General features: G+C 64.9%; 19 protein-coding genes and 1 other RNA gene. 10 read left to right on the top strand and 10 right to left on the bottom strand.

The features are described from left to right. Positions 1-5: 5 nt before the first annotated feature. From AO684_RS05940 to AO684_RS05915, 6 genes are all read right to left on the bottom strand, one after another. Positions 6-227 (bottom strand): ribbon-helix-helix domain-containing protein, encoded by a 222-nt coding sequence (locus AO684_RS05940; RefSeq protein WP_054301819.1) that lies wholly within the window; start codon positions 225-227, stop codon positions 6-8. Positions 228-313: 86 nt separating this feature from the next. Further along, positions 314-544, bottom strand: a complete 231-nt coding sequence (locus AO684_RS05935; protein WP_054301818.1) for a hypothetical protein — start codon at positions 542-544, stop codon at positions 314-316. Positions 545-590: 46 nt separating this feature from the next. Further along, positions 591-776 (bottom strand): DUF4169 family protein, encoded by a 186-nt coding sequence (locus tag AO684_RS05930; RefSeq protein WP_054301817.1) that lies wholly within the window; start codon positions 774-776, stop codon positions 591-593. Between the two features lie 192 nt (positions 777-968). Next, entirely contained in the window at positions 969-2,363 is a 1,395-nt protein-coding gene (gene fumC / locus AO684_RS05925) for a class II fumarate hydratase (protein ID WP_054301816.1), read from the bottom strand. Between the two features lie 126 nt (positions 2,364-2,489). Continuing rightward, a complete protein-coding gene (locus AO684_RS05920; protein ID WP_054301815.1) occupies positions 2,490-2,951 on the bottom strand; it encodes an SspB family protein in 462 nt (153 codons plus the stop codon). An 83-nt stretch (positions 2,952-3,034) separates the two neighbouring features. Then, a complete protein-coding gene (locus tag AO684_RS05915; RefSeq protein WP_054301814.1) occupies positions 3,035-4,270 on the bottom strand; it encodes an aminotransferase class V-fold PLP-dependent enzyme in 1,236 nt (411 codons plus the stop codon). Positions 4,271-4,507: 237 nt separating this feature from the next. Between AO684_RS05915 and AO684_RS05910 the strand changes: the two genes are divergently transcribed. The 5 genes from AO684_RS05910 to AO684_RS05895 all read left to right on the top strand — a co-directional run bounded on the left by AO684_RS05910 (position 4,508) and on the right by AO684_RS05895 (position 9,909). After that, complete coding sequence (locus tag AO684_RS05910; RefSeq protein ID WP_054301813.1) at positions 4,508-5,554, top strand: extracellular solute-binding protein; 1,047 nt, start codon at positions 4,508-4,510, stop codon at positions 5,552-5,554. 54 nt (positions 5,555-5,608) lie between these two features. Further along, positions 5,609-5,962: a transfer-messenger RNA gene (gene ssrA, locus AO684_RS21220) on the top strand. Between the two features lie 131 nt (positions 5,963-6,093). After that, positions 6,094-6,762 (top strand): phosphoribosylformylglycinamidine synthase subunit PurQ, encoded by a 669-nt coding sequence (gene purQ / locus AO684_RS05905; RefSeq protein ID WP_054301812.1) that lies wholly within the window; start codon positions 6,094-6,096, stop codon positions 6,760-6,762. A gap of 50 nt (positions 6,763-6,812) precedes the next feature. After that, positions 6,813-8,576: an ATP-binding protein gene (locus AO684_RS05900; RefSeq protein WP_054301811.1), complete on the top strand. Its 1,764-nt coding sequence runs from the start codon at positions 6,813-6,815 to the stop codon at positions 8,574-8,576. A 7-nt stretch (positions 8,577-8,583) separates the two neighbouring features. Further along, on the top strand, positions 8,584-9,909 hold the full coding sequence (locus tag AO684_RS05895) for a sigma-54 dependent transcriptional regulator (protein ID WP_054301810.1): 1,326 nt from the start codon (positions 8,584-8,586) through the stop codon (positions 9,907-9,909). Positions 9,910-9,912: 3 nt separating this feature from the next. Here the strand turns inward: AO684_RS05895 and AO684_RS05890 are convergent, their stop codons facing one another. Continuing rightward, entirely contained in the window at positions 9,913-10,884 is a 972-nt protein-coding gene (locus AO684_RS05890; RefSeq protein WP_054301809.1) for a calcium-binding protein, read from the bottom strand. A 434-nt stretch (positions 10,885-11,318) separates the two neighbouring features. Here AO684_RS05890 and AO684_RS05885 point away from each other — a divergent pair, with 434 nt between their 5' ends. Then, positions 11,319-14,165, top strand: a complete 2,847-nt coding sequence (locus tag AO684_RS05885; protein ID WP_054301861.1) for a ribonuclease E/G — start codon at positions 11,319-11,321, stop codon at positions 14,163-14,165. A 43-nt stretch (positions 14,166-14,208) separates the two neighbouring features. Here AO684_RS05885 and AO684_RS05880 read toward each other — a convergent pair whose 3' ends face one another. Further along, on the bottom strand, positions 14,209-14,457 hold the full coding sequence (locus AO684_RS05880; RefSeq protein ID WP_054301860.1) for a sulfurtransferase TusA family protein: 249 nt from the start codon (positions 14,455-14,457) through the stop codon (positions 14,209-14,211). Between the two features lie 136 nt (positions 14,458-14,593). On the opposite strand from AO684_RS05880, the gene AO684_RS05875 reads away from it, so the two are divergent. From AO684_RS05875 to AO684_RS05865, 3 genes are all read left to right on the top strand, one after another. Further along, positions 14,594-15,349 (top strand): cytochrome c biogenesis CcdA family protein, encoded by a 756-nt coding sequence (locus tag AO684_RS05875; RefSeq protein WP_054301808.1) that lies wholly within the window; start codon positions 14,594-14,596, stop codon positions 15,347-15,349. Positions 15,350-15,460: 111 nt separating this feature from the next. After that, entirely contained in the window at positions 15,461-16,708 is a 1,248-nt protein-coding gene (locus AO684_RS05870) for a hypothetical protein (RefSeq protein ID WP_054301859.1), read from the top strand. Beyond that, positions 16,705-18,084 (top strand): cytochrome P450, encoded by a 1,380-nt coding sequence (locus AO684_RS05865; protein ID WP_054301807.1) that lies wholly within the window; start codon positions 16,705-16,707, stop codon positions 18,082-18,084. Before AO684_RS05870 ends, AO684_RS05865 begins: the two co-directional genes overlap by 4 nt. A 77-nt stretch (positions 18,085-18,161) precedes the next feature. On the opposite strand, the gene purS is transcribed toward AO684_RS05865, so the two are convergent. Together purS and AO684_RS05855 are read right to left on the bottom strand one after the other, a co-directional pair. Then, on the bottom strand, positions 18,162-18,401 hold the full coding sequence (purS, locus tag AO684_RS05860; RefSeq protein ID WP_054301806.1) for a phosphoribosylformylglycinamidine synthase subunit PurS: 240 nt from the start codon (positions 18,399-18,401) through the stop codon (positions 18,162-18,164). A 12-nt stretch (positions 18,402-18,413) separates the two neighbouring features. After that, positions 18,414-19,190 (bottom strand): phosphoribosylaminoimidazolesuccinocarboxamide synthase, encoded by a 777-nt coding sequence (locus AO684_RS05855; protein ID WP_054301858.1) that lies wholly within the window; start codon positions 19,188-19,190, stop codon positions 18,414-18,416. Between the two features lie 193 nt (positions 19,191-19,383). Between AO684_RS05855 and AO684_RS05850 the strand changes: the two genes are divergently transcribed. Further along, the gene (locus AO684_RS05850) at positions 19,384-19,698 is read left to right on the top strand and encodes a DUF1476 domain-containing protein (RefSeq protein ID WP_054301805.1); all 315 of its coding nucleotides are present in this window, start codon (positions 19,384-19,386) and stop codon (positions 19,696-19,698) included. Positions 19,699-19,754 lie beyond the last annotated feature (56 nt).

Raw genomic sequence — 19,754 nt, 5'->3', positions numbered from 1 at the left:
AACCGTCAGCCGCGCTGCTGGTAATGCCGCAACACCGCAAGGCGGATCGCTGAAGCAAGGCCGATATCGCCCTCACGGCTCTCGTCGATTTCCGCCGCCAACTCGTTCAGGCCCATCTCCCGCGCGGCGGCAAGTTCGCGGAACCCGTGCCAGAACTCGGCCTCCAGCGAAACACTGGTGCGATGGCCCCGCAGCGTCAGGGAATGCTTGGCAGGACGGGCGGACATCGCGGGCACCTCGGGGCTTGGGACAAATCTTTTGCGGCAAAAGATTTGCAAATTTCTTCGCAAGAAATTTGCGCCCGGCGGCGCGGTCAGTGCAAGAGCCGGATCGGGTCGCGGTTGCAGAAGATCACGAATTGCCCGGCGTTTTCCACCAGCCGGTAACCGCGTCGTCGCACCTCGTGCAGCAGGCGGTCACGGCCGACCAGCCGGTCCACATCGGCGATACTGCGACGGATGATGCCGCCTTCCGCCACCGCACGGGCCGAAAACAGCTGCACGATCCATCGGTCGGCGTCGGGGGCAATACGGGTCGGGATCATCGGGCACCTCCGCCACCGATCCTCTCGGACCTGACTTAATGCGAGGTTAATCCTGATCCGTCTCGCGCTTCTTGCCATCCAGTTCGGCCCGCGCCCGTTCGGCGTCCGCCGCCTCGCGCGCCTTCTGCGCCTTGCTGCGACCGAACTTCGCGGCATTGGCATCCGCTTCATCGCGCGCCTCTGCCCGTGCCTTTGCCTTGCGGAAACGATTGAGGTTCACGACTTCGGCCATGGCTTTCCTCCTGACGGGACCGGGGCATGGCCCCGGCTCCATTTTCTCGCGGTTCGTGTGCAATGCAAGCGCTTGGCCTGCAAATGCCGAGACGCTCCTCTTCCGGCCCGCGCAAGCGTGCGCGGGCATTCGATGCTTGAAACGCTCCACCGGAGCGTTTCATCGGGGGCGCCTTACGCGCCCGACCTCATCTCACCCCTTCGGCGAGATCATGTCTTCGGGGCGCACCACGCGGTCGAAGGTTTCTTCGTCCACGAAGCCCAGCGCGATCGCCTCTTCCTTCAGCGTCGTGCCGTTCTTGTGCGCGGTCTTGGCGACCTTGGTGGCATTGTCGTAGCCGATGGTCGGAGCAAGCGCCGTCACCAGCATCAGGCTTTCCTTCATCAGCTTGTCGATGCGCGCCACATTCGCCTGCGTGCCCACCACCATATTGTCGGTGAAGGCCGAAGCCGAATCGCCCAGAAGCTGCATGGATTGCAGCACGTTGTAGGACATCATCGGGTTGTAGACGTTCAGCTCGAAATGCCCTTGAGAACCTGCGAAACCAACGGCAGCGTCATTGCCCATGACATGCGCGCAGACCATGGTCAGCGCCTCGGCCTGGGTCGGGTTCACCTTGCCAGGCATGATCGAGGAGCCCGGCTCGTTCTCTGGCAGGATCAGCTCGCCCAGACCCGAGCGCGGGCCGGAGCCCAAGAGGCGCAGGTCGTTGGCGATCTTGAACAGGCTCGCCGCCACCGTCTTCAGCGCACCGGAGAACATGACCATGGCGTCATGCGCTGCCAGCGCCTCGAACTTGTTCGGCGCGGTGACAAAAGGCAGCCCGGTGATGTCGGCAATCTGCGCGGCCACACGGGTATCCCAGCCCACACGGGTGTTCAGCCCGGTGCCGACGGCGGTGCCGCCCTGCGCCAGTTCGTAGATATGCGGCAGGCACATCTTCACCCGCTCGATCCCGCGCTCCACCTGCTTGGCATAGCCCGAAAACTCCTGACCCAGCGTCAGCGGCGTCGCATCCTGCGTATGGGTGCGGCCGATCTTGATGATGTCCTTGAATTCCTCGGCCTTGGCAGCCAGCGCAGCATGCAGCTTTTCCAGCCCCGGCAGTAGCACGTCACGCGCCAGCATCCCGATGGCGACATGCATCGCGGTCGGGAAGGTGTCGTTCGAGGACTGGCCCATGTTGCAATGGTCGTTCGGGTGAACGGGTTTCTTCGACCCCATCACGCCGCCCAGCATCTCGATCGCGCGGTTCGAGATCACCTCGTTCGCGTTCATGTTCGACTGGGTACCCGAGCCGGTCTGCCAGACCACCAGCGGGAAGTTGTCGTCAAACTTGCCCTCGATCACTTCGGTCGCGGCGGCGGCAATGGCGTCGGCCAGTTCGGCAGGCATGTCGCCCTGCGCCTTGTTCACCAGAGCACAGGCCTTCTTGATAACGCCCAGCGCCCGGATGATCGGCACCGGCTGACGTTCCCAGCCGATCGGGAAGTTGATGATGGAACGCTGCGTCTGTGCGCCCCAGTATTTATCGGCAGGAACTTCCAGCGGGCCAAAGCTGTCGGTTTCGGTGCGGGTGGCGGTCATGGGCAAGCCTCCTTGAAAGGTTGGCTTCTTCTAGGCGGCACCGCGCGCGAAATCAATTGGTATACGGATGTATACCGCTAACAGGCCGGAAATTCCGGCCCGATGAAGACCCGACAAAATGCCGGATTACTTGCGGAACTTGTCGAGGCTGACGACTTCAGCCTCGCGCGGGCGTTCTTCCGGCGCGGCGGCTTCTTCCTCGCCGTCTTCCTCGTCCTCTTCGTCGTCCTCATCCTCATGCGTTTCAAAACGCAGGCCGAATTCGACCGAAGGATCGACGAAAGTGCGCACGGCGTCGAAGGGGATAATCAGCGGTTCGGGGCTGTTGCCGAAGTTCAGCGTGACGGAAAACCCTTCGGGCGTGACCACAAGGTTTTCAAACCAGTGCTGGAGAACAACGGTCATTTCATCGGGGTAACGCGCACGCAGCCAGTCGGCGATCTCGACGCCCGGATGATTGGTGTCGAAGGTAATAAAGAAATGGTGCGCACCGGGCAGACCATGTTCGGCCACATCCTCCAGCACGGTCTGGATCAGACCCCGCATCGCGCGGTGCATCAGGTTGCCATAGTCGATCGTGCGCGCCATTCGGTCCCCTCTCGTCTTGCCCCCACCATAGGGCCGGGTCGCGCGGTTGGAAAGGGGCTTACCCGCCCCTTTCCACGCAAGGGTCAGAGCACGCGGTCCAGTGCGCCCATCAGTTTCTGCACCTCTGCGGCGGTGGTGTAGTGCACGAAGCTGAGCCGGAGCACGCCGCGGGACAGATCGACGCCCAGGGCCTCCAGCGGCCGGACGGCATAGAAATCGCCGCCACCGGCCATGATGCCATGCGCAGCCAGCGCTGCCGCCACCGGCTCGGCCGGGCGGTCCAGCGCAACGGCGACTGTAGGTGCGCGGCCAGCCGCCTGACGCGGGCCGATCAGCCGCAGATCGTTGCGCGCGGCCAGATGATCCAGCAGCGGTTGCAGAACCTCTTCCTCATGCGCGCGCATGAGCGCGTGGACCGCATTGTTGCGCGCCAGCGGCGTGGCATGCGCCGCCTCGCCATGATGGTGGGTGTAAAGTGCGTCGATATAATCGGCCATCCCCGCACAGGCCGCGACCTGCGCATGATCCGGCCCGGCCGGGGTGAAGCGCTTGTAAAGCGCGCCGCCGTTAAAGAAATGGGCCTGATTGGGAAGGGTTTCCCCGAACTTGCGGCGGATCACCATGATGCCCTGATGCGGGCCATAGGTCTTGTAGGCGGAAAACAGGTAGACATCCGCCCCCAGCGCCGCCATGTCAGGAAAGCCGTGCGGCGCGTAGCTGACGCCATCGACACAGGTGAAAGCCCCTGCCGCATGCGCCATGGCGCAGATCTCGGCCACCGGATTGATCTCGGCCACCACGTTGGAACAATGCGGGAAGCAGACCAGCTTGACGCGGCCGTCCTCCAGCAGCGGCGCCAGCGCGGCCGGGTTCAGATGGCCGGTCTGCGGGTCGATCCGCCATTCCCGCACCTCGATGCCCTCGTCCGCCAGACGGCGCCAGACCCCGCTGTTAGCCTCGTGATCCTGGTTCGTCACGACGATAGCGGCCTTCTTGCCGCGCAGCCATTGCCGTACTGCATTGGCCAGCACGAAGGTATTGGCGCTGGTCGAGGGGCCAAAGGACAGTTCGTCCCGCTCTACCCCCATCATCGCGGCAAGCCGCGCACGGGCTTCATCCATCTCGGCCCCGCCCAGTTGGCTGGCCTCGTAGGGCGCATAGGGCTGCACCTTCCGGTCATGGTAAAAGCGGAACAGCCGGTCGATCACCGGCTTGCAGGTGTAGGAACCGCCCGCATTCTCGAAAAACGCCTGCCCCTGAAGCGCCGCGCTTTGAAACGCCGGAAACTGGCGGCGCACGAAATCAATATCCAGCGGCATATCACCCTCTTGCTGATGTTCCGGCGCGATCCTGACCCAGAGCCGCAGACACCGCAAGCGCCGCAGCCTTCACCCGGCACCGCCTGCGCCGATTTTTTGATCAAAATGCGCATTTTTTCGCAACCCCAGACCCCGGAAGCGGAATTTCCGCTTGAGACACCGAATCCCCTCGCTTAGCTTCGTCCCCGACATGGCCGCTTGGGGGAGTGGGCCGTGACCAACAGCCGAGGAACACCCATGACCTTTCGCAGCCTTATCCTGTCCAGTGCCGCCGTCCTGCTGGCCGCGCCCGCCCTTGCCGCCGACCCGGAGTTCACCGTGCTCGACTGGGCCGGCTGGGAAATCGACGGCGTTCTGACCAGCTATGTCGCCAAGAATGGCGACAAACCCACCTACAGCTTCTTCGCCGATGATGACGAAGCGTTCCAGAAGGCCTCGTCCGGGTTCAAGACCGATGTGGTCCACCCCTGCGCCGCCCATGTCGGGCGCTATCGTGACGCCGGGCTGATCGAGCCGTGGGACCCGGCCAAGATCCCGGAATTCGGCAATATCGCGCCGCGCCTGCTGAACTCGCCCATCTTCAAGGATGACGCGGGCGTCTGGTTCATCCCGACCGATTACGCTTACACCGCCATCGCCTACAACACCAAGGAAGTGCCTGAGGCCGATGTGGCCTCGCTTCAGGTGTTCAAGGACCCGAAATACGCGGGCCGCATCTCGCTGCCGGACAGCACCGACGATGTGTGGTCTCTGGCCTTCCTCGCCACCGGCCTGACCCAGTGGGACAATGTGACGGACGAGCAGTTCAAGGCCGCTGCCGACTGGCTGCGCGAAGTGCATCCGAATGTCCGCGCCTACTGGTCCGACCCGGCCGAAATGGCACAACTGATGGCCACGGGCGAGGTTCTGGTGGCCTGGTCGTGGAACGACGGCGTGGCGACGCTGAAGGCCGAGGATTTCCCGGTCGGCTTCCAGCGTACCCCCACCGAGGGCGCGACGACCTGGTTCTGCGGCTACGTCAACATGAAGGACGCGCCCGGGAAGGAAGAGAAGGCCTATGACTTCATCAACAGCCTGCTGGCGCCCTCGTCGGCTCCGGCACTGCTGGAAGAGCTGGGCTATGCGCTGTCGAACGACGCCGCGATGAAGGAAATCCCGGCCGAGGAGCTCAAGGCGGCTTACGTCGATCCGGTCGAGGGGCCGATTCTGGCTCAGACCCCGGTTCCGGCAGAGATGCGCGCCAAGATGATCGAGGAATTCGAGGCGATCAAGGCGGGCTTCTGATCCACGCCATCCTTGCGAAAGGCCCGGTGCATCCACCGGGCCTTTTTCATTGCGCCGCTTGCGCCCCCGCCCCGCCCCGCCTATATCTGGCGCGTTCGGGTTCGCCCGGACTATGGCGATAAACGCACCTGTAATAAACGGATCGGACCCGGGGGCGGTACCCGGCGGCTCCACCATTCACCGCTCGTTGGGCGTGGCGGGGGCCGAAACAGGATCGACGGACGTCTAAAGAGGCCAGCTTTCGCTCGGTGAGGTACCACCGTTATCGGTCCAAAAGTACAGTTGCCAACGACAACCGTGCTCCGGTCGCTCTGGCTGCGTAAGCAGCTCGGGTAACCGAAACTTAAGTCCTTACGCTTAGCCGCCTAAGGCGGGGCCCGCCGGAGCCTGGCAACAGAATCCGGCACCTTTCCCTTCTCATTTCCGCAGCATCCGCCCGCGAAGGGGCTGGAAGCGGCAGGGGCTTTGCGTTATGGGCTGCGCATCCTCGGCCGCCGCGCTTTTGCTGCCCTGCGGCCTGCCCCTGAAAGGATCGCCCGATGAAAGCCGCCGTCGTCACCTTCCCCGGTTCCAACTGCGACCGCGACCTTGCCGTCGCCTTCGAAAAGGCAGGGGCCGAGGTCGTGCGCATCTGGCATAAGGACAGCGAACTGCCTGCGGGCGTCGATGTCGTGGGCGTGCCGGGTGGCTTTTCCTTTGGTGACTATCTGCGCTGCGGCGCGATTGCCGCGCAATCGCCCATCGCCCCCGCGGTCAAGGCCCATGCCGACCGGGGCGGCTATGTTATCGGCATCTGCAACGGCTTTCAGGTGCTGACCGAAATGCACCTGCTGCCGGGCGCGCTGATGCGCAATGCGGGGCTGAAATTCATCTGCAAGCCGGTCGAGATGACCGTGGCCACCACCGACAGCGCCTTTACCGCAGGCTACAGCGCCGGCCAGAAGGTCAGCTTCCCGGTCGCGCATCACGATGGCAACTATACCGCCGATGTCGAAACGCTGGCGCGCCTGAAGGGCGAGGATCGCGTGGCCTTCCGCTACACCGCCAATCCCAACGGCTCGATGGAGGATATCGCGGGTATCCTTTCGGCCAACCGCCGCGTGCTGGGCATGATGCCCCACCCCGAACGCGCGGTCGAGGCCGCGCAGGGCGGGGCCGATGGCGCGACGCTGTTTGCGGCGCTGGTCGGCAAGATGGCGCTGGCCTGACGCGCTGCGGCCTTGAGGCCCCCCGGCGCCGCGCCTAGACTGCGCCGATCATGCAGGACGCCGCACCCGAGCCCGAGATGAAAGCCGAAAACGCCGGGATTTCCTGGCGGCTGAAGCTTGTCGTGCTGCTGCTGGTCATCTTCGGCGCCGTTGTGGTTCTGGTCACCAACCGCTGGCTGTCGGAACGCTTTACCGAAGTCACCCGCAACCGGGCCGAACTGCGGCTGGCACTTTACTCCGGCAACATGATTTCGGAGTTGCAGCGCACCTCGGTGGTGCCGCTCTTGCTGGCGCGCGACCCCGAGCTGATCGGGGCGCTGACGCGGAAGGAATATTCCGCCACCTCCGCCCGCCTCATTTCGTTTCAAAGCGAGATCGGCGCCGCCTCGATCATCCTTCTGGATGCCGAGGGACGGATCGTCGGCGCGACCAACCGCAACCAGCTTGGCGCCAACCTGCGCAGCGCCCCGCAATATATCGAGGCACAGCGCGCCAAGGACACGATCTTCACCGTGGCCCCGCGCGAAACGCCGGGCTTCGATTTCACCTATTCCCGCGCCGTCCGGTCTGACAATCAGGTTCTGGGCGTCATCGTCGTCGCGGTCGATCTGATGAAATATGAACGCGCCTGGGCCGGGTTGCAGGATGCGGTTCTGGTGACCGACAGCGAGGGCACGGTGCTTCTGGCCACCGAACCCCGCTGGCGTGGCCTGCCGCTGGCCCGCGCGCTGGAGGCGCGGGATGCGCCCTCTGCCATCCGCCGCGCGCTCCAGGGCGCCGCCGACTGGGCGCAGGAACCGCCGGACGCCTATCTCAGCGGCGAGGCGGTGATGAAGACCGAAACCCGCGTCGCCTTCCGCGGCTGGCGCATCATCACCTATACCGCCTACGATTCGGTGCGCGAGCGGGTGAATGGCGTCATCGCGCTGGAAATCATGGGTTTTGCCATCCTGCTGGCCGTGACCTTCTACATGCTGTCACGCCGCGCCTGGTCGCGCAGCGTCACCTATCAGCGCGAAAGCGCGGAACTGCGGCTGCTGAACGCCCGGCTGCAACGCGAGATCGCGGAGCGCGAGAAGGTACAGAAGAACCTTGCCGTGGCGGAACTGACGCTGGCGCAATCGTCGAAACTCGCCGCCTTGGGCGAGATGTCGGCGGCCGTCAGCCACGAGCTCAACCAGCCGCTTGCCGCGATGAAAACCTATCTGGCGGGCGCGCGGCTGCTCTTGCAACGCAAACGGCCGGAGGAGGCACTGTCTTCCTTCCAGCGCATCGACGATCTGATCGACCGCATGGGCGCGATCACCCGGCAGCTGAAATCCTATGCCCGCAAGGGCGGCGAGGCGTTCGAGCCGGTGGACCTGCGCAACTCTGTCTCCAACGCGCTGGCGATGATGGAACCGCAACTGAAGGCGCGCACCGTGCGCATCACCCGGACCCTGCCCCGCACGCCCGTGATGGTGATGGCCGACCGGATCCGTCTGGAACAGGTCATCATCAACCTGCTGCGCAATGCGCTGGACGCCACGAAGGAAACCCGGCAGCCGCAGATCGACCTGCTGCTGTCGGCAGGCGAAACCGCCATCCTGAACGTGCGCGACAACGGGCACGGGATCAAGGAACTCGAAAACGTGTTCGAGCCTTTCTACACAACCAAGAAACCCGGCGAGGGGGTGGGGCTGGGCCTTGCCATCTCCTCGGGGATCGTCACCGACCTTGGCGGCCGGCTGACCGCGCGGAATGCGGACGGCGGGGGGGCTGTATTCGAAATGCAGCTTCCCATATTGACCGGCGAAGCCAGGGCAGCAGAATGAGGACCAAATGGCCCGTGCAATGAAGATCGCCATCGTGGATGACGAGGCGGACATGCGCCAGTCGATCAGCCAGTGGCTTGCCCTTTCCGGGTTCGACACCGAAACCTATGGCAGCGCCGAGGATGCGCTCGCCGCCATTACCGGCGATTTTCCGGGCGTGATCGTCTCGGACATCCGCATGCCCGGCATGGATGGCATGGCCTTCCTCAAACGCCTGATGGGGATGGACAGCGCGCTTCCGGTCATCATGATCACCGGCCATGGCGACGTGCCCATGGCGGTAGAGGCGATGCGTCTGGGCGCCTTCGACTTTCTGGAAAAGCCGTTCAATCCCGACCGGATGACCGAACTGGCAAAGCGCGCCACTCACGCGCGGCGCATGACGCTGGACAACCGGGCACTGCGCAAGGAACTGTCCGACGGCTCCACCATCATGAAGAAGCTGATCGGTGCCTCCCCCGCGATCGAACGGCTGCGCGAGGATATTCTCGATCTCGGTCAGGCCGACAGCCATGTGCTGATCGACGGCGAAACCGGCACCGGCAAGACGCTGGTCGCCCATGCGCTGCATGCCGTGGGGCCGCGGGCGTCGAAGAAATTCGTCACCGTCTCCTGTGCGGCCTGGTCCGAAGATCAGCTTGCCGCCAAGCTGTTCGGCCCGACCGAAGATGGCGTGCCGCTGGTGGAAGAGGCGCGCGGTGGGACGCTGTGTCTGGAAGATATCGAAAGCCTCAGCCACGCGCTGCAATCGCGCCTGCTGACCATGATCAACGATCAGGGCACGCCGCCGGAAACCCGCGTCATCGCCATCTGCAACGAACACGCCCCCGACAAGACGCTGGAGCAGCTTCTGCGCAGCGATCTGTTCTACCGGCTGGGCGCCATGACCATCGTGCTGCCGCCCTTGCGCGCGCGGGGCGAGGACATTCTGACGCTGTTCACCCGCATGTCGGAACAATTCGCCGAGGAATATGGCTGTGACGCCCCGCCGGTGACCGCGCAGGAGGCCGCGCAACTGTTGCAGGCTCCCTGGCCAGGCAATGTGCGCCAGTTGGTGAACATCGCAGAACGGGCGGTGCTGCAAAACCGGCGCGGCTCCGGCTCCATCGCCTCGCTTCTGATGGCGGATAACGAGGCGGCAGGCCCGGCGATGACCACAGAGGGCAAGCCGCTGAAGGAATATGTGGATGCTTTCGAGCGGATGCTGATCGACAACACCATGCGTCGCCACAAGGGCAGCATTGTCGCGGTGATGGAGGAACTCTGCCTGCCGCGCCGCACGCTGAACGAGAAAATGGCGAAATACGGGCTTCAGCGCTCGGATTATACCTGAGCGTTACAGCAGAAGATTGTCAGCACTCAGCCCGGTGACGGCAAGCAGGCGGATTTCCAGATCCGCCGCTCCGTCGCCGGTGACATCGGCCCGCAGCAGGGTATCGGCGCCATCGGTATCGAACCAGACGGCGCCGGGCCCGAAATGCAAAGGCTGATTGCCTGGCAGGTCGGTGTCAGCGTCGATCCGGCGCAGGTCGATGACGTCGCGGGAAGGGTCGAAGCCGCTCAGACTGTCCGCCGCCCCTGTCGCACTGTCCGACACCGCACGCAGCACCACGGTATCGCGCGCAACGTCGCGGCCAAGGCCGATCAGATCCGCCCCGGCGCCCCCCGTCACCACATCCGCTCCGCGCCCGGCACGCAGCACATCCGCCCCGGCCCCGCCCGACAGCGTATCGGCCCCGCCCGAGCCGACCAGCGTATCGTTCCCCGCCGCGCCTGACAGCCGGTCCCGCGCCAATCCGGCACGAATCATATCATTCCCGACAGTCCCGGTCACATCCAGCGACAGGCCACGCTGCCACTCGCCGTCAACCTCCACCCCGAACAGCACGTTACGGGCAAAGCCCGGAAAGGCGGTCAGCCCCACGTCACCGAACGTCGCCGACCAGTCGCGCCCGTCCCCGATGATGTATAGCAGCGTCCGAATGTAGGAATTGCTGTTCTGTTCGGTCAGGATGAAATCGGTCCCCGCGCCACTTTCAGCCAGCGCATCGCGCAGCCTGACCAGCAGTTCCCAGACATGCGCGCCATCCTGCGCGGGGCGCAACGGCAAGGGCAAACGCCCATAAAGCTCGCCCTCTTCCGGCAGGTTGTGCGGCTGTCCTGCCGGCCGGAAATCCCAGTTGCCCCAGGCCAGAAACCCCTGCGGCTGCACCTCGATTTCCACCCATTCCCCCGCCAGACGGCGCAGAATCTGCAAATGGCCATTGTTGGCGACCACCTGATCCCCCGCCACGAACAGTTGCACCATCGTCCACCCCCGCTGTCGCCCGGATCGAATCCCCGGCAATTTTGCCATTGTATTTTGAGGGCACCTCCCCTTATTGTCACGCGACGGGTGCCATTTCGTTACATGCGAAGCCCCGCAAACCAGTTTCGCTGCCGGAAGCGCGGGTGGGGCCAAGGGTCCGACAGCGCTGATCCCCGCAGAAATCACTGGCCGAAAGGCCGCCAATTCGCCGGTCGCCCTGGTGCCCGGCGCATCATTTGGGTGCTTCGTCACCCGGGACTACGAACCGCGATGAGCCGCGCGCCTGATGCACTGATGACCGACGGGGGGCTTTCGCGCCTGCCTGCGGCCTGCGCATGCCGCAGCCACGCCCTTACAAGCCGCCATCTGCCCGCCCGCATCTTCCACGGTACCCCCGACGGAGGGGTGGACGGGCCATGGCGCAATGGAACACCATGGCCAAGAAAATGCTCATCGACGCCACGCACCCGGAGGAGACCCGGGTTGTCGTGGTGGACGGAAACAAGGTCGAGGAATTCGACTTTGAGACGGTAAACAAGCGTCAGCTTCAGGGAAACATCTACCTCGCGAAAGTCACGCGGGTGGAACCCTCGCTTCAGGCGGCTTTCGTCGATTACGGCGGCAACCGCCACGGATTTCTGGCTTTCGCCGAAATTCACCCCGATTACTATCAGATCCCCGTCGCAGACCGGAAGGCGCTGATCGAGGAAGAGCGCGCCCTCGCCCGCGCCGAGGAAGAGGAAGAGAACCGCAGCCGCAAGCGGCCGTCCTCGCACAAACGCCCTGCCCCGAAAGCCGAAGCCGCTGTGGCTGATGCCGTTGTGCATGCCGAGGCCCCGCAGATCACGGGCATGGATGTCGTCGATCTGGGAGAGGAAACCGGCGCGGATGCACTGTTCAGCGCAGCGGAACCCGTTGCCGCTGAAAGCCGCGAAGCGGATGACCAACCCACCTTCGACACCGCCCCCGAAACCGACAGCGCGGAAACCGAGACCGCCGCCGAGGACGAGGCCGAGGCCCCCGTCGATGACGAGATTGAATCGGTTGCCGAAGAAGACGTGACCGAAGAAATCCGCGCGCCGCGTAAACCGCGCCAGCGCCGCTACAAGATCCAGGAAGTCATCAAGGTGCGCCAGATCATGCTGGTGCAGGTGGTGAAGGAAGAACGCGGCAACAAGGGCGCCGCGCTGACCACCTACCTCAGCCTCGCGGGCCGCTACTGCGTTCTCATGCCCAATACCGCGCGTGGCGGTGGCATCAGCCGCAAGATCACCAATGCCGCCGACCGCAAGAAGCTGAAGGAAATCGCAGGCGAGATGGAGGTGCCGGAAGGCGCCGGCCTGATCATCCGCACGGCGGGGGCCAAGCGCACCAAGCCGGAAATCCGCCGCGATTACGAATATCTCATGCGCCTGTGGGAACAGGTCCGCGAGTTGACGCTGAAATCCATCGCCCCCGCCCCGATCTACGAGGAAGGCGATCTGATCAAACGCTCGATCCGCGACCTCTATAACCGCGAGATCGAGGAAATCCTGGTCGAGGGCGAAACCGGCTACCGCACCGCCAAGGATTTCATGCGCATGATCATGCCTGCCCATGCGCGGGTGGTGCAGCGCTATACCGATCAGATGCCGCTGTTCGCGCGCTTCCAGGTGGAAAGCTACCTTTCGGGCATGTTCAACCCGGTCGTACAGCTGAAATCCGGCGGCTATATCGTGATTGGCGTCACCGAGGCGCTGGTGGCGATCGACGTGAACTCGGGCCGGGCCACCAAGGAAGGCTCGATCGAGGATACGGCGCTCAAGACCAACCTTGAGGCGGCGGACGAAGTGGCGCGCCAGCTCCGGCTGCGCGACCTTGCGGGCCTCATCGTGATCGACTTCATCGACATGGAAGAGCGGCGCAACAATGTCGCGGTCGAGAAGCGCCTGAAAGACAAGCTGAAAACCGACCGCGCGCGCATTCAGGTCGGTCGCATCTCGGGCTTCGGCCTGATGGAGATGAGCCGCCAGCGCCTGCGCCCCGGCATGCTGGAATCGACGACCCAGCCCTGCGCCCATTGCCACGGCACCGGCCTGATCCGGTCTGACGACAGCCTCGCGCTGACCATCCTGCGCGCGCTGGAGGAAGAAGGCACCCGCAAGCGCAGCCGCGAGGTGCTGCTGAAGGCGCCGGTCGCGGTGATCAACTATCTGATCAACCACAAGCGCGAACATATCGCGCTGATCGAGGCGCGCTATGGCATGGCGGTCCGGCTGGAGGCCGACCCGCATCTGATCTCGCCCGATTACAGCATCGAAAAGTTCAAAACCGCCACCCGCATGGTGCCCGAACCGTCTTCGGTGATCTCGGGTAATGCCGCACTGATGGGCGCCCCGGTGGTTGAGGACGAGGACGATCCGGAACTGCCGCTGGACGAGGATCTGGACGAGGCGGAGGCCGAAGCCGAGACCGAGGCGCGGGAAGAAGGCGCGGGGAATGGCGAGGGTGGCTCGAAGAAGAAGCGCCGCCGCCGTTCGCGACGTCGGGGTGGCTCCAAGTACAAGGAAGGCGGGTCCGAGGCAGAAGCCGGGGACGACGCCGCCGATGAAGGTGCAGACGAGGAAGGTGCCGAGGACGAAGCTGCCGCTTCGCAACCCGAGCCGCTGACCGAGACGCCGGAAGCTCCGGCTGAAGCTCCTGCTCCCGTGGCCGCAGAGGCAACCGAAGCTGCCGAAACCGTTGCCACAGAGGCCCCGGCCGAGGCTGCACCGCAGAAGCCCAAGACCACGCGCAGCCGCAAGGCCCCTGCGAAGGACGGCGAGGCGAAGCCTGCTGCGAAGAAGACCACCACCTCGCGCAGCAAGTCCAAGGCCAAGGCTGCCGAAGCGGAAGTGCCCTCAGAGGGTGAGGCTGCGGCACCGGCCGAGGCGGACGAACCCGTCAAGACCAAACCCGCCGCCAAGCCCCGCAGCACTGGCTCGCGCAGCAGCAGCGCCAAGGCAAAGGCCAAGGCCGCAACCGGGGAAGAGCCCGCGGCTGCCGAAGCGCCGCAGACCGAAGCTCCGGCTGTCGCAGAAGCCGCCGCTGCCGCAATCCCCGTCGCCGCCCTGGCGGTGACGAGCGAACCGGCTCAAACCGAACCGGCGCCTGTCGCTGCACCGGAGCACCCCGCGCTGCAAGCCGATCCCGGCGCGCTGGAAACCGCTGCCGCCGTTCAGGCGGACCCGGCCGAGGCAGAGGCGCCCGAAGCCGACGACGACCGGCCCAAGCGCAGCGGCTGGTGGTCGGTGAACCGCTGACACGACCGAAAAGACCAGAACGCCGGGCATCTGCCCGGCGTTTTCATTCCGGTTCGTGCCGGTTCTCTCCTCGGCGGATGAAATGGGCGGTGGCGGCCCCCTCGGGCACCGCGCCAAGATAGGCATGCCCCGCGCCGGTGCAGAAATGCGGCAGGTCTACGGCGGCCATGCCGTCGGTCGCCCGCACGCGCAGCACCTGTCCGGGCCGCAGCGCCATCAGCCGCTTGCGCGCCCGCAAGACCGGCAGCGGGCACAACAGCCCCTCGCAATCCAGATCGACATCATATTCCATGCGCTCGGCATAGACCCGCGCGCGCATCCGCACCAGATGAAACGCATTTGACGGCTTAGTGATGCACCGCGACGAGTCGCCCCGGTGACGACCGGGCGGCTTTGGTCTATCACCATCCCGACAGGACGGAGACCTCATGTTCGGCATCGACATATTTGACGCGGGCCTGTTGCCCGCCATGATCGTGGCGCTGGCCGGGGGCATCCTGTCCTTCCTCAGCCCCTGCGTGTTGCCTATCGTGCCGCCCTACCTTGCTTATATGGGCGGGATTTCCATGCCCGAGCTGCGCGACGGCCAGGCCGCCGCACGCCGCCGCATCATCCTGCCTGCGCTGTTTTTCGTGCTGGGCCTGTCGACCGTGTTCCTGTTTCTGGGCTTCACCGCCTCGGCCTTCGGTGCTTTCTTCCTGAAAAATCAGGAAATCTTCGCCCGCATCTCGGGCGCGGTGGTCATCGTGCTGGGCCTGCATTTCCTTGGCCTGTTCCGCATTCCGATCCTTGACCGCGAGGCACGGCTGGATGCGGGCGACCGGGGCGGCTCGGCCGCCGGGGCCTATCTTCTGGGTCTTGCCTTCGCCTTCGGCTGGACCCCCTGCATCGGCCCGCAACTGGGCGCCATCCTCTCTCTGGCCGCGAACGAGGCCAATCTGGCGCGCGGCACTGCGCTGCTGGCGGTCTATGCGCTGGGTCTGGGCCTGCCCTTCCTGCTGGCCGCCATTTTCATCGAGCGGGCGATGGGCGTGATGACCCGCCTGAAACCCTACATGAAGACCATCGAGCGGATGATGGGCCTGCTGCTGGTCCTCGTGGGGCTGGCACTGGTGACGGGCGCGCTGTCGGATTTCTCGTTCTGGCTGCTGGATACTTTCCCCTTCCTCGCCACGCTGGGCTGACCCGCCTGCCCCGCCTGCCCCGCCGGGCTTGGCCTTTGTCCTCCCAGCCGCTACCCTATTTTCGCCAGATTGGCCCGGCAGGCTGCCCGCCGGAGGATGCGGATGCGCGATATGCAGGATGATCAGCCGAACGACCCGAAGGATGGTGGCACATTCCGCCGTCGGGTTTTCTATATTCCCGGCTACGATCCCATCCATCCGCGCCGCTACCGCGAATTATACCGCAAGGAAGGCGCGGCACAGGCCACCCTCTCCGGCAATACGCTGGAACTGAAGCCCAAACGCGTGCGCGGCCCCTATGGCTGGCAGGTGCGGGCCACGGTCGAGGGGCAGCCGGTCGAAGCTGATATCGAGGTGCTGGTCTGGTCGGACATCGTGCGGCATTCGATGCGCAATTCGATCCCGGCGACCTATGTGCAGCTTGTACGCACCGCGTGGGCCTATATCGGTTCCGGCGCGCTGTTCCGGCTGATGCGGCTGCGCAAGGGGCCGATCATCGCGGCACTTTACCCCATCGTTGCGCTGCTGCTGCAACTGATGCTGGCGCTGGCCGTCGGGGGCGCTCTGTGGTGGATCACCCGCAGCGTGCTGCCCGGCTGGCCGGGGCGGATCGGCGGTTTTGCCCTGGGCCTCGCCGTGGCCGGGCTGATCCTGCGCTGGTTCAAGCGCAAGGACGGCAAGTTCTATGCTTATTACCTGATGCACGACTATGCTTTTTCGGCCCAGTCGAAAGGCGCCAACCCGCCGGAGCTTGAGGCCCGTATGACGGCCTTTCGCCACACCATTGCCGAGGCCCTGACCGGCCCCTATGACGAGGTGCTGGTGGTCGGCCATTCCTCGGGCGCGCATCTGGCGGTGTCGATCCTTGCCGACCTGATCCGCGAGGGGCTGCCGGAGCAGCGCCCTGTGCTGTCTTTCCTGTCACTGGGCCAGGTGGTGCCCATGGTCAGCTACCTGCCCGAGGCGAAGCGCCTGCGCGGCGATCTGGCCTTCCTTTCCACGCGCCCCGAACTCACATGGATCGACGTGACGGCCCCCGGCGACGGCTGCGCCTTCGCGCTCTGCGATCCGGTGGCGGTGTCGGGCGTGGCACCCGAAGAACAGATCTGGCCACGCATCTATTCCGCAGCTTTCACGCAGACCCTGAAGCCCGAAACCTGGGCGGCGTTGAAGCGGCGCTATTTCCGGCTGCATTTCCAGTATCTCTGCGCCTTCGACAACCTGCCCGGCGCCCCCTGGGATTACGACTATTTCCGCGTCACCGCCGGGCCACTGACGCTGGCGGACAGGTTTGCCGGACGGCCCGAGTCGAAAAGCCGCATTGACCGTGCCGCCAACCGCTTTACCACGGTGGCATGACCGCAGCGCCGCCCCTGCCCCCGAAGCCGCCCGCCCGCCACGACCGGGTGTCGCTGTGGCGCTATCTGCGGCTGTTCCGGCGCGACATCCTCTCGGCCCAGCCCGCCCGGCTTTACCGGGCATGGATGGCCGAGTTCCGCACCCCGTTCTTTCGCAGCTACATGTGCAACGACCCGGCACTGGTCGATCTGGTGCTGAAAGAGCGTCCCCGCGATTTCCCGAAATCCAACCGCATCCGCGAGGGGCTGACCCCGCTTCTGGGCAATTCTGTCTTCGTCACCAATGGCGAGACATGGGAACGCCAGCGCCGCATCATCGACCCCGCCTTTGAAGGCGGCCGCCTGCGCGACACATTCCCCGCCATGCGGGCGGCAGCCGAAGCGATGGTCGCCCGTCTTGCCCCCCGCGCCGATGGCAAGCCGGTGGAAATGGAGCTCGAGGCAAGCCACGCCGCCGCCGACGTCATTTTCCGCACGCTGTTTTCCATTCCCATCGAGGATGCGACCGCCAGTGCAGTGTTCCACGAGTTCCGCCGCCACCAGCAGGAGCAGCCGATCCTGAACCTCGCGGCCTTCCTGCCGCTGCCGCGCTGGATGCCGCGTTTTCACAGCCGTACCACCCGCCAAACGGCCGCCCGCATCCGCCAGCTGATCGAAAGCCTCACCGCGGGCCGCGCCGCCGAAATCGCCTCGGGCACCGCGCCGGATGATCTGGCGACCAAGATCATGACCTTCCCAGACCCGCAGACCGGGGCGCGCTTTGATACCGCCGAAATGGTGGATCAGGTGGCGATCTTCTTTCTGGCGGGGCATGAGACCTCGGCCTCTGCCCTCGCCTGGGCTCTTTATCTGCTGGCGACACACCCCGACTGGCAGGAAAGACTGGCAGCCGAAGCACAGGAGCAACTGGGCGAAACCGCGGATTTCACCGTGATGGGGCGACTGAAACTCGCCCGCGCCGTCTTCCGCGAGGCGATGCGGCTTTACCCGCCGGTGCCGATGATGGTGCGGCAAACCCGCTGCCCGGTGCGCCTGCGTGACCGCGAGGCCCCGGCTGGCGCGCAGATCGTGCTGTCACCATGGCACCTGCACCGCCATGAACGGCTGTGGGACAATCCAGACGGTTTCGACCCCGCACGGTTTGAGACGGAAAACGGGCGCGAGGGGCTGCGCCATGCCTATATCCCCTTCTCAGCCGGGCCGCGCGTCTGCCCCGGCGCGGGCTTCGCCATGGTGGAAGGGCCGCTCCTGCTGGCAATGGTGCTGCGCGATTTCCGCCTGACCGCCCTGCCCGACCGCGTGCCGGTGCCCGCCGCGCATCTGACGGTACGGTCTGCCAATGGAATCTGGCTGAAACTGGAACGGCGCACGAGCTGACCGCCCGCGCGCCGCAAATCTTTTCCCGAAAAGATTTTCAAATTTCTTCAGAAAGAAATTTGCACGTCCCTCCGGCGTCAGATCAATTCGACCGAATATTTCTCGATCACGGTATTGGCCAGCAGCTTCTCGCACATGGCCTTCACCTCTTCCTCGGCCCTGGCGCGATCCGTCGCGGTCAGGTCCAGTTCGATCACCTTGCCCTGACGCACCGCCTCGACCCCTTCGAAGCCGAGCGTACCTAGCGCGCGGCGCACGGCCTCGCCCTGCACATCCAGAACGCCGGTTTTCAGCATCACGGTCACACGCGCTTTCATCGTCAGGGCCTTTCAGTTGATGAGGGTCGGCTTGGTGGTATGGGTCACGTTGGAGGGCAGAACGCCCAGCCGCCGTGCGAGTTCTGTATAGACATCATTCAGCGGACCGGGCTCGCGCACCTGCCCTTCGCGGTCCGGGGTTTCCAGCCCGCGCAGATCCCACAGGCGGCAATTGTCGGGGCTGATCTCATCGGCGACGATCAGGCGCATGTAATCGCCTTCCCAGATCCGGCCGACTTCGATGCGGAAATCCATCAGCCGCACGCCGACACCCAGCATCACGCCCGACAGGAAATCGTTCACCCGCAGTGCCAGCGCAACCATATCGTCCAGATCCTGCTGGTTGGCCCAGCCGAAGGCGACGATATGTTCTTCGGCGACCATGGGAGAGCCGAGCTTTTCGTCCTTGTAGTAATATTCCACGATCGGCCGCGGCAGGGCGGTGCCTTCGGGAATGCCAAGGCGCTGCGAGATATCGCCTGCGGCGAAGTTGCGCACCACCACATCCACCGGCAGGATTTCCGCCATGCGGACAAGCTGTTCGCGCATGTTCAGCCGCCGCATGAAATGCGTCGGCACGCCGATGGCATTGAGCCCGGCCATGAAGAATTCGGACAGGCGGTTGTTCAGCACCCCCTTGCCTTCCAGCCCCTTCCCTTCGGCCCCCTGAGCAGGTGCCTGTTCGGACTGGGCGGCATCATCCTTGAAATACTGGATCAGGGTGCCCGGCTCCGGCCCTTCGTAAAGGATCTTCGCCTTGCCTTCGTAGACCTTCTTCCGACGTGCCATGAACTTTCCCGAATCGCGCTGGGGCGGAAGGTATTGCACCCCCGCCCGTCTGCGCGCGTCATAGTGGAAGCGCCGCGCCGCCGCAAGGTTTAGCGCCATCGCCCGCCCGGTCCCTCCTCTCGGCCCTTGCGGCAGGGGCCACGGGCGGGCATATGGAAGGAAACCGGAACCAATTCATTCAGGGGGCCTTGCCATGACCACCTTCGACGACCGCGAACAGGCATTCGAAGCCAAATTCGCTCATGACGCCGACATGCAGTTCAGGGCCGAAGCCCGCCGCAACAAGCTGGCCGGCCTCTGGGCTGCCGGGCTGCTGGGCAAATCGGGTGACGAGGCCGCCGAATATGCGATGACCGTCGTCGCCGCCGATTTCGAGGAAGCGGGCTCCGAAGATGTGGTGCGCAAGCTGTCCGCAGATCTGGGCGACCGCGCCAGCGCCGATGCGATCCGCGCCAAGCTCGCCGAGCTGCTGCCGGTCGCCAAGGCGCAGCTGATGTCGGAACAGTAATTCCCTATCTCCGATTTCCCGGCTGCCCGGCGTTCGGGCAGCCTACCCTTGCGAGG

It is taken from the genome of Gemmobacter sp. LW-1, from assembly GCF_001303875.1.
Taxonomy (GTDB): Bacteria; Pseudomonadota; Alphaproteobacteria; order Rhodobacterales; family Rhodobacteraceae; genus Gemmobacter; species Gemmobacter caeni.
The sequence above is the reverse complement of the archived record's forward strand: the minus strand, read 5'-3'. Positions and strand labels throughout refer to the sequence as shown.

Excerpts from the sequence above, each read along its gene's own strand:
- AO684_RS05875 (WP_054301808.1), top strand. The coding sequence starts at position 14,594 with ATGTTCGGCATCGACATATTTGACGCGGGCCTGTTGCCCGCCATGATC.
- purQ (WP_054301812.1), top strand. The coding sequence starts at position 6,094 with ATGAAAGCCGCCGTCGTCACCTTCCCCGGTTCCAACTGCGACCGCGAC.
- AO684_RS05890 (WP_054301809.1), bottom strand. The coding sequence starts at position 10,884 with ATGGTGCAACTGTTCGTGGCGGGGGATCAGGTGGTCGCCAACAATGGC.
- AO684_RS05880 (WP_054301860.1), bottom strand. The coding sequence starts at position 14,457 with ATGGAATATGATGTCGATCTGGATTGCGAGGGGCTGTTGTGCCCGCTG.
- fumC (WP_054301816.1), bottom strand. The coding sequence starts at position 2,363 with ATGACCGCCACCCGCACCGAAACCGACAGCTTTGGCCCGCTGGAAGTT.
- AO684_RS05855 (WP_054301858.1), bottom strand. The coding sequence starts at position 19,190 with ATGGCACGTCGGAAGAAGGTCTACGAAGGCAAGGCGAAGATCCTTTAC.
- AO684_RS05940 (WP_054301819.1), bottom strand. The coding sequence starts at position 227 with ATGTCCGCCCGTCCTGCCAAGCATTCCCTGACGCTGCGGGGCCATCGC.
- AO684_RS05885 (WP_054301861.1), top strand. The coding sequence starts at position 11,319 with ATGGCCAAGAAAATGCTCATCGACGCCACGCACCCGGAGGAGACCCGG.
- AO684_RS05935 (WP_054301818.1), bottom strand. The coding sequence starts at position 544 with ATGATCCCGACCCGTATTGCCCCCGACGCCGACCGATGGATCGTGCAG.
- AO684_RS05915 (WP_054301814.1), bottom strand. The coding sequence starts at position 4,270 with ATGCCGCTGGATATTGATTTCGTGCGCCGCCAGTTTCCGGCGTTTCAA.
- AO684_RS05850 (WP_054301805.1), top strand. The coding sequence starts at position 19,384 with ATGACCACCTTCGACGACCGCGAACAGGCATTCGAAGCCAAATTCGCT.
- AO684_RS05910 (WP_054301813.1), top strand. The coding sequence starts at position 4,508 with ATGACCTTTCGCAGCCTTATCCTGTCCAGTGCCGCCGTCCTGCTGGCC.
- AO684_RS05900 (WP_054301811.1), top strand. The coding sequence starts at position 6,813 with ATGCAGGACGCCGCACCCGAGCCCGAGATGAAAGCCGAAAACGCCGGG.
- AO684_RS05895 (WP_054301810.1), top strand. The coding sequence starts at position 8,584 with ATGGCCCGTGCAATGAAGATCGCCATCGTGGATGACGAGGCGGACATG.
- AO684_RS05865 (WP_054301807.1), top strand. The coding sequence starts at position 16,705 with ATGACCGCAGCGCCGCCCCTGCCCCCGAAGCCGCCCGCCCGCCACGAC.
- AO684_RS05920 (WP_054301815.1), bottom strand. The coding sequence starts at position 2,951 with ATGGCGCGCACGATCGACTATGGCAACCTGATGCACCGCGCGATGCGG.
- AO684_RS05870 (WP_054301859.1), top strand. The coding sequence starts at position 15,461 with ATGCAGGATGATCAGCCGAACGACCCGAAGGATGGTGGCACATTCCGC.
- AO684_RS05930 (WP_054301817.1), bottom strand. The coding sequence starts at position 776 with ATGGCCGAAGTCGTGAACCTCAATCGTTTCCGCAAGGCAAAGGCACGG.
- purS (WP_054301806.1), bottom strand. The coding sequence starts at position 18,401 with ATGAAAGCGCGTGTGACCGTGATGCTGAAAACCGGCGTTCTGGATGTG.